The following is a 7,511-nucleotide window of genomic DNA, read 5'->3' as shown; positions in this document are numbered from 1 at the left end:
GAGGGCCGCCCCAGCAGGGTCGGCCCTCGACTGCGTTAGCGTCCTTGGAGACGCAATGAGGAAGGATGTACCTGTGAGTTCAGGACCGCAGGGCGAGGACCGCCCCCGTCGTTACGAGGACCGCGCCGAGCGTGGGCAGGGACGCGGCGACAACCGTCGCGACGACCGTCCCTCGTACCGGGGCGACCGCGACGACCGCTCGGGCGGCCAGCGGGGCGGCTTCCGCGGCGGCGACCGCCGCGAGGGTGGCTACCCCCGCCGCGACGACCGCGACGGCGCCCCCCGCGGCGGCGACCGCCGTGAGGGCGGGTTCCGCCGCGACGACCGCGAGGGCGGGTTCCGCGGCGGCGAGCGTCGCGAAGGCTTCCGCTCAGGCCCTCGGGAGGGTGGCTTCCGCGGTGGGGACCGCGAGGGCGGCTTCCGGGGCGGCGATCGCCGTGAGGGTGGCTTCCGTGGCGGTGAGCGTCGTGAGGGTGGCTTCCGTGGCGGCGACCGTGAAGGTGGCTTCCGGGGCGGTGAGCGCCGTGAGGGCTTCGCCGGCGGTGAGCGCCGCGAGGGTGGCTTCCGCGGCGGTGAGCGTCGTGAGGGTGGCTTCCGTGGCGGCGACCGCGAGGGTGGTTTCCGCGGTGGCGAGCGTCGTGAGGGTGGCTTCCGTGGCGGCGACCGCGAGGGTGGCTTCCGCGGTGGCGAGCGCCGCGAGGGCGGTTTCCGTGGCGGTGAGCGTCGCGAGGGCGGTTTCCGCGGCGGTGAGCGTCGTGAGGGTGGCTTCCGTGGCGGCGACCGTGAAGGTGGCTTCCGGGGCGGTGAGCGCCGTGAGGGCTTCGCCGGCGGTGAGCGTCGCGAGGGTGGCTTCCGTGGCGGCGACCGTGAAGGTGGCTTCCGGGGCGGTGAGCGCCGTGAGGGCTTCGCCGGCGGTGAGCGCCGCGAGGGTGGCTTCCGCGGTGGCGAGCGTCGCGAGGGTGGCTTCCGCGGTGGTGAGCGTCGCGAGGGTGGCTTCCGTGGCGGCGACCGCGAGGGCGGCTTCCGCGGTGGCGAGCGCCGTGAGGGTGGCTTCCGCGGTGGTGAGCGTCGCGAGGGTGGCTTCCGTGGCGGCGACCGTGAGGGCGGTTTCCGCGGTGGCGAGCGTCGCGAAGGTGGCTTCGGCGGTGAGCGCCGCGAGGGCTTCCGCGGCGGTGAGCGTCGCGAGGGCGGCTTCCGCGGCGGCGACCGTGAAGGCGGCTTCCGTGGTGGGGACCGTCGTGAGGGTGGCTTCCGCGGTGGCGAGCGCGAGGGCGGCTTCCGGGGCGGCGAGCGTCGCGAAGGTGGCTTCCGGGGTGGCGAGCGCCGTGAGGGCTTCGCCGGCGGTGAGCGCCGCGAGGGCTTCCGTCGCGAGGACCGCGAGGGCGGTTTCCGCGGTGGCGAGCGCCGCGAGGGCGGCTTCCGCGGCGGTGAGCGTCGTGAGGGCGGTTTCCGGGGTGGCGAGCGCCGCGAAGGTGGCGAGCGCCGCGAGGGCTTCCGTCGTGACGAGCGGCCCGGCGGCTTCCGTCGCGAGGAGCGCGAGGGTGGCTTCCCTGGCGGTCGGGAGCGTACCGACCGGGGCGGGGAACGCCGGGGCTACGGCCGGGACGACCGTCGCGATGAGGGCGCCTACCGCGAGCGGCAGGACGAGCGCGCCGAGGGGCGTACCGGTGTGGCGCCGGCGCTGCCGGACGAGGTGGTCGCGAGCGACCTCGACTCGACCGTGCGGGCGGAGCTGCTCTCCCTCGCCAAGCCGGTGGCGGAGACCGTCGCCCGGCACCTGGTCGCGACCGGGCTGCTGATCGACGACGACCCGGCCGAGGCCCTGGCGCACGCCATGGCCGCCCGCCGGCTCGCCTCGCGGATCGCCGCGGTGCGGGAGGCCGTCGGGCTGGCCGCGTACCACGCGGGGGAGTGGCAGACGGCCGTCGCCGAGCTGCGCACCTACCACCGGATGACCGGGTTGCAGAGCCACCTGGCGGTGCTGGCCGACTGCGAGCGGGCGCTGGGTCGCCCGGAGCGGGCCATCGACCTGTTCCGCGGGGCCGACCGGGACAAGCTCGACCAGGCGGTCGCCGCCGAGCTGCTGATCGTGGCCGCCGGTGCGCGGGGCGACCTCGGGCAGAAGGACGCGGCCGTGGCCATGCTCCAGGTGCCCGAGCTGACCGCCGAGTCGACCGAGCCGTGGGCGGCGCGGCTGCGCTACGCGTACGCGGACGCGCTGCTGGCCGTGGGCCGACGCGAGGAGGGGCGGGAGTGGTTCTCCCGGGCCGCCGACGTGGACGCCGAGGGCGAGACCGACGCCGCCGAGCGGCTGCTGGAGCTCGACGGCGTCGTCATCGAGGGTGACGAGGAGGAGGACGAGGAGTTCGCCGCCGGTCCCGGCACCCCGGGCGCCGTCCCGGCCCGTCCCGACGCCGACCTGACCGGCGGCGCCGACGACGAGCACGACGATGACGAGCGCGACGACGACGAGCACGACGATGACGAGCGCGACGACGACGAGGACGACGACCTCGACGACGGCGAGGACGACGACTACGACGACGAGGACGACGACCTCGACGGCGACGCGGATCGGGGCGACGACCGGGACGACGAGGGCGGCGAGGACGACGACCTCGACGGCGACGCCCGGCTGCGGGCCGACGCCGACACGGCGGACGCCGTGGCCGCCGATGCCGGTGACGCGGTGCCGGCCGGCGAGGGCGCCGGGTACCGGGACCGGAACGCGGCTGACCTGGGCGACGACGAGCTGACCGACGCGGACGCGCGCTTGCTCGCCGCCGACACCCGCGCCGCCGCCGTCGACGCCACCGGTCCGGACACCCGGGGCGGCGACGCGACGGACGAGGGGTCCGCGGAGTCGGAGCGCCGGTGACCGCGAGCACCGGGGACGCGGGTTCCGGTCCGGATCGCGGGGAACGCGACCGGGCCGGAACGAGCGGCCGGCTGGTCGACGGGTACGCCCTGGTCGTCTTCGACCTGGACGGGGTGATCTACCTGATCGACCGGCCGATCCCCGGTGCGGTCGAGGCGGTGGGCCGGCTGCACGCCGAGGGGCGGGCGGTCGCGTACGCGACGAACAACGCCTCGCGCCGCTCCAGCGAGGTGGCCGACCTGCTGACCGGCATGGGGGTGCCGGCCGGGCCGGAGGAGGTGCTGACCTCCGCGGCCGCCACCGCCGAGCTGCTGCGCGACCGGCTGCCCGCCGGCGCGCCGGTGCTGGTGGTCGGGGCCGAGGCGCTCCGCGCCGAGCTGCGGGCCGTGGGCCTGCGCCCGGTGTCGACGGCCGACGAGGAACCCGCGGCCGTGGCCCAGGGGTACGGCCCGAAGGTCGGCTGGTCCGACCTGGCCGAGGCGTCCCTGGCGGTCCGGGCGGGCGCGCCCTGGTACGCCACCAACACCGATCGGACCCTGCCCAGCCCGCGGGGCCCGCTGCCGGGCAACGGCTCGCTGGTGGCGGTGCTGCGCACGGCGTTGGGGCGGGACCCGGACGTGGTGGTGGGCAAGCCGGAACCGGCGCTGTTCGCCACCGCGGCACGCCGGGCCGGCACGGGCCGGACCCTGGTGGTCGGCGACCGGCTGGACACCGACATCGAGGGGGCCCGCCGCGCCGGCCTGGACAGCCTGCTGGTGCTCACCGGGGTCAGCGACGTGGCCGAGCTGCTGGCCGTGCCCGAGTCGCGCCGGCCCGCGTACGTCTCCTTCGACCTGGCGGGGCTCTTCGACCCGGCGGCCGTGGTGCGGGTGCCGGGCGCGGCGGACGCCGGTGGCTGGTCGGTGAGCGTGGCCGACGGCGGGCTCGCCCTCGACGGTGCGGGACGCCCGCTGGACGCCCTCGCGGCGCTCTGCGGGGCGGCCTGGTCGACGGCGGCCGGGCCGCGGGTGCGGCCGGTGTCCGCGGCGGCGGAAAAGGCCCTGGCCGCGCTGGGCCTGACGGACTGATCCCGGTCAGAGCAGCTTGCGGAGCTTCATGAGGTCGAACGGGTTGGCCTTGACGGACACCCGCCGGGAGCCCACCGCCTTCATGATGTCGAGCTGACCGTGCACCAGGGCGACCAGGTCGTCGCTGCTGGTGCTCAGCGCGATCTTCGCCTTCGGGTCGTCGCCGTCGGCCAGGTCGACCAGCCGGCCGCCCTCGAGGCGCCCGTGGAACGCGGTGTCCAGGTCGGTGATGCGGCAGGCGAGGGTCCGGTCGAGGTCGATCCGCCCCTGCACCTCGGCGTGCCGGTCCAGCCGGGCGGCCAGGTCCTGCAACGCCTGCCGGCACTCGTCCACGCTGGCCACATCGTCTCCTCACACGTGCCACGCCGTTTCCCGGCACCGTACCGCAATGGTGCGTCCGGGGCGCCCGGTAGCGTGACACCTGCACACCTCGCCCCGCGGAAGGACTCAGGCATGCAGGACGCGTGGCGCGCCTACCTCGAGCTGGCCATGGGCCTGACGGAGGCGCCCCGGAAGAAGGCCCAGGACGCCGTGAAACGCGTGGTCGGCCAGGGCGGCGCGACCGCCGCCCAGCTCCAGGCGCTCGCCGAGGAGCTGGTCTCCACCGGCCTGGCGAACCGGGAGGCGCTGACCAAGCTGGTCCGCTTCGAGGTGGACCGCGCGCTCGGCGCGGTCGGGCTGGCCACCGCCGACGAGGTCGCCGAGCTGACCCGCCGGGTGCACGACCTGGAGCGGCAGCTGCGCGAGGCGAAGGGCACCGGCGCACCGGAGACCCGGCGCGCGCCGGGCGGGCCGCCCCCGGCCGCCGAGACGGCGGGAGCCGGTGAGGTGGCGCCCTCCGAAGAGCCGACCGCTGAGCAGCCGCCCCCGGCCACGCCGGGCGCCGAGGCGCCGGTCTCGGCGCCTCCCGTGCCCGCGCGGACCAAGGCGATCGCGAAGAAGGCCGTGGCGAAGAAGGCCATCGCCAAGAAGCCGGCCGCCACCGTCGCGCGCACCCCGGCGGAGGAGTCACCGGCCGCGCCGGTGCGCCCGGCGAAGAAGGCCGCCGGCCGCAAGCCGACCGGTGGTGCCGGCTCGTGACCGCGCCCTTCCGTCCCGGCCCCCGACCCGGGCCGCCGCCGGCCGGTCCCCGGCCCGGTCCGCCCCCGGGCGTGCGGCCGGCGCCGGTCGAGGACGTCGGCGAGGCACGGCACCCGGCGGTGGACGCCGCCGTGCAAGCCATGATCAACGCCGAGCCGCTGTCCCCGGCGGACCAGATCGCCCAGTACGAGGCGGCGTACGAGACGCTGCGCGAGACCCTGGCCAGCATCGACCAGGCCTGAGGAGAGGCGGAGAAGAACCACCGATGGCACGTCGTACCCGGCTGGATGCCGAACTCGTCCGCCGCGGCCTGGCCCGCTCCCGGGAGCAGGCCGCCGCGCTGGTGGAGGCCGGTCGCGTCCAGCTCCGCGGGGTGCCGGCCCGCAAGGCCGCCGCGATGGTGGACCCGGCCGACCCGCTGCTGGTCACCGGCGCGGACCCGGCCGCGGAGTACGTCTCGCGGGGCGGCCACAAGCTGGCCGGCGCGCTCGCCGCGTTCGCCCCCGGCGGGCTGGCCGTGGCGGGCCGGCGCTGCCTGGACGCGGGCGCCTCCACGGGCGGCTTCACCGACGTGCTGCTGCGCGGCGACGCCGCCGAGGTGGTGGCGGTGGACGTCGGCTACGGGCAGCTCGCCTGGTCGCTGCGGAACGACGACCGGGTGCACGTCTTCGAGCGCACCAACGTGCGTACCCTCACGCCGGAGGCGATCGGCGGCCCGGTCGACCTGACGGTGGCCGACCTGTCGTTCATCTCGCTGCGGCTGGTGCTGCCCGCGCTGGCCGGCTGCACGCGGCCCGACGGCGACCTCGCGCTGATGGTCAAGCCGCAGTTCGAGGTCGGCAAGGAGCGGGTCGGCGCTGGCGGGGTGGTCCGCGACCCGGAGCTGCGTGCCGAGGCGGTGCTCGACGTGGCCGCCGCGGCCGCGCAGCTCGGGCTGGGCCTGGCCGACGTGGCCGCCAGCCCGCTGCCCGGGCCGAGCGGCAACGTGGAGTTCTTCGTATGGTTGCGCCGGGACGCGCCCGCCGCGGACCCCGACCGGGTGCGCGCGGTGGTGGCCGCCGGCCCGCAGGGTTCCCCGGCCGCCGGGCCGACGGCCACGACTGAGGAGGTGCCCGGGTGAGCCGGACCGCTCTGCTGGTGACGCACACGGGCCGTCGGCGCAGCACCGAGCACGCCCGCGCGGTGGCGGCCGACCTCATCGCCGCCGGCTTCGAGGTGCGGGTGGTCGCCGAGGAGGCCGACGACCTGGACCTGCCCGGCGTGGTGCCGGTGACCGGCCCGGAGGCCGCCGAGGGCGCGGAGATCGTCTTCGCGCTCGGCGGGGACGGCACCTTCCTGCGCGCCGCCGAGCTGGCCCGGCCGGCCAAGGCGCCGCTGCTCGGCATCAACCTGGGCAAGGTCGGCTTCCTCGCCGAGGCGGAGATCGACGACCTGGACAGCGCGGTGCGCGACGTGGTCGGGCGCAACTACACGGTGGACGAACGGCTCACCCTCGACGTCACCGCCGAGTTCGAGGGCGGCCCGACCATCGAGTCGTGGGCGTTGAACGAGATCAGCGTGGAGAAGGGCGAGCGGGCCCAGATGCTGGAGCTGCTCGTCGACGTGGACGGCCGGCCGCTGTCCCGCTACGGCTGCGACGGCGTGGTCTGCGCGACGCCCACCGGCTCGACCGCGTACGCGTTCTCCGGCGGCGGGCCGGTGGTCTGGCCGGAGGTGGAGGCGCTGTTGCTGGTCCCGATCAGCGCGCACGCGCTGTTCAGCCGCCCGCTCGTCACCGCGCCGACGTCCACCTTCGCGATCACCGTGGACCCGTTCACCACCCTGGCGGTGCTCTGCTGCGACGGCCGGCGGGTCTACGACCTGCCCCCGGGCGCCCGGGTCACCGTGCGCCGGGGCGCGTTGCCGGTGCGCATCGTCCGGCTCCGGGCGCGGCCCTTCACCGACCGGCTGGTGGCCAAGTTCGACCTGCCCGTGCAGGGCTGGCGCGGCAGCCGTCGCTGACCGGCGACTCAGCGAAGACCCGACGGGCCGACCTGGCGTCGGCCCGTTCGGCGTACCCGGGGCCGGCCCCGGGCGGGTTACGGTAGGAGCCTCCCCCGACGACGGCACGCCGCGCCGGGTTCCGGCGTACGCCGCCGGCACCCGGGCCGGCGGTGGTCCCCGCCCCTGCTGCGGGACCCGATCGTCGGGGCCGACACCGCCGTCCGTGGGACGGCGGCCGGGGCGTCCGGGCTGCGCCGAGGTGGAGTCCGGGTGGGGCGGGGAGGCCCGTGTCCACCCGGACCGCGCAGCCCGACGGTCGTGGCCCTGGCCAGGGGGTGGTCGGGTCCACGACGGTTGGGGTGTCGGAGGAGTCGCGGCCGGCCGCGGCGGGCGGACGGCGAGCCGCGCCCGGCCGGGTTTCGACCCCGGGCGGGTCGGCCGGATCGGCGGGACGCCGCTTTCTCCCCCCGGGGCCCAAGGACCGGTCTCTTATTCACATCTCC

General features: G+C 76.9%; 7 protein-coding genes and 1 pseudogene. 6 read left to right on the top strand and 2 right to left on the bottom strand.

The window, feature by feature from the left end; genetic code table 11:
- Positions 1-370: 370 nt before the first annotated feature.
- Positions 371-1,777 (bottom strand): hypothetical protein, encoded by a 1,407-nt coding sequence (locus tag ACW0Q9_RS27260; protein ID WP_456186085.1) that lies wholly within the window; start codon positions 1,775-1,777, stop codon positions 371-373.
- Here ACW0Q9_RS27260 and ACW0Q9_RS27255 point away from each other — a divergent pair.
- Both ACW0Q9_RS27255 and ACW0Q9_RS27250 read left to right on the top strand, forming a co-directional pair.
- A pseudogene (locus tag ACW0Q9_RS27255) lies at positions 1,670-2,420 on the top strand (hypothetical protein); the annotation flags it as partial. The gene ACW0Q9_RS27260 and the pseudogene ACW0Q9_RS27255 sit on opposite strands and share 108 nt — an antisense overlap.
- A 529-nt stretch (positions 2,421-2,949) precedes the next feature.
- The gene (locus ACW0Q9_RS27250) at positions 2,950-3,945 is read left to right on the top strand and encodes an HAD-IIA family hydrolase (RefSeq protein WP_456186087.1); all 996 of its coding nucleotides are present in this window, start codon (positions 2,950-2,952) and stop codon (positions 3,943-3,945) included.
- 6 nt (positions 3,946-3,951) lie between these two features.
- Here the strand turns inward: ACW0Q9_RS27250 and ACW0Q9_RS27245 are convergent, their stop codons facing one another.
- On the bottom strand, positions 3,952-4,287 hold the full coding sequence (locus ACW0Q9_RS27245) for an SCP2 sterol-binding domain-containing protein (RefSeq protein WP_456186083.1): 336 nt from the start codon (positions 4,285-4,287) through the stop codon (positions 3,952-3,954).
- A gap of 111 nt (positions 4,288-4,398) precedes the next feature.
- On the opposite strand from ACW0Q9_RS27245, the gene ACW0Q9_RS27240 reads away from it, so the two are divergent.
- From ACW0Q9_RS27240 to ACW0Q9_RS27225, 4 genes are read left to right on the top strand one after another with little or no spacing between them, the layout of a single operon-like run.
- Positions 4,399-5,025 (top strand): hypothetical protein, encoded by a 627-nt coding sequence (locus tag ACW0Q9_RS27240; protein WP_456186081.1) that lies wholly within the window; start codon positions 4,399-4,401, stop codon positions 5,023-5,025.
- Complete coding sequence (locus ACW0Q9_RS27235) at positions 5,022-5,267, top strand: hypothetical protein (RefSeq protein WP_456186079.1); 246 nt, start codon at positions 5,022-5,024, stop codon at positions 5,265-5,267. Before ACW0Q9_RS27240 ends, ACW0Q9_RS27235 begins: the two co-directional genes overlap by 4 nt.
- A 23-nt stretch (positions 5,268-5,290) precedes the next feature.
- Entirely contained in the window at positions 5,291-6,145 is an 855-nt protein-coding gene (locus tag ACW0Q9_RS27230) for a TlyA family RNA methyltransferase (RefSeq protein WP_456186077.1), read from the top strand.
- Positions 6,142-7,026 carry an NAD kinase gene (locus ACW0Q9_RS27225; protein WP_355644122.1) on the top strand — a complete coding sequence of 295 codons (885 nt, stop codon included), beginning with the start codon at positions 6,142-6,144 and terminating at the stop codon, positions 7,024-7,026. The genes ACW0Q9_RS27230 and ACW0Q9_RS27225 overlap by 4 nt, the downstream gene beginning before the upstream one ends.
- The last annotated feature ends 485 nt before the right edge of the window (positions 7,027-7,511 follow it).

It is taken from the genome of Micromonospora sp. I033 (genome assembly GCF_053890995.1).
Note: the sequence above shows the minus strand (reverse complement) of the source record. Positions and strands in the feature narration are given on the sequence as shown.

Excerpts from the sequence above, each read along its gene's own strand:
- ACW0Q9_RS27240 (WP_456186081.1), top strand. The coding sequence starts at position 4,399 with ATGCAGGACGCGTGGCGCGCCTACCTCGAGCTGGCCATGGGCCTGACG.
- ACW0Q9_RS27230 (WP_456186077.1), top strand. The coding sequence starts at position 5,291 with ATGGCACGTCGTACCCGGCTGGATGCCGAACTCGTCCGCCGCGGCCTG.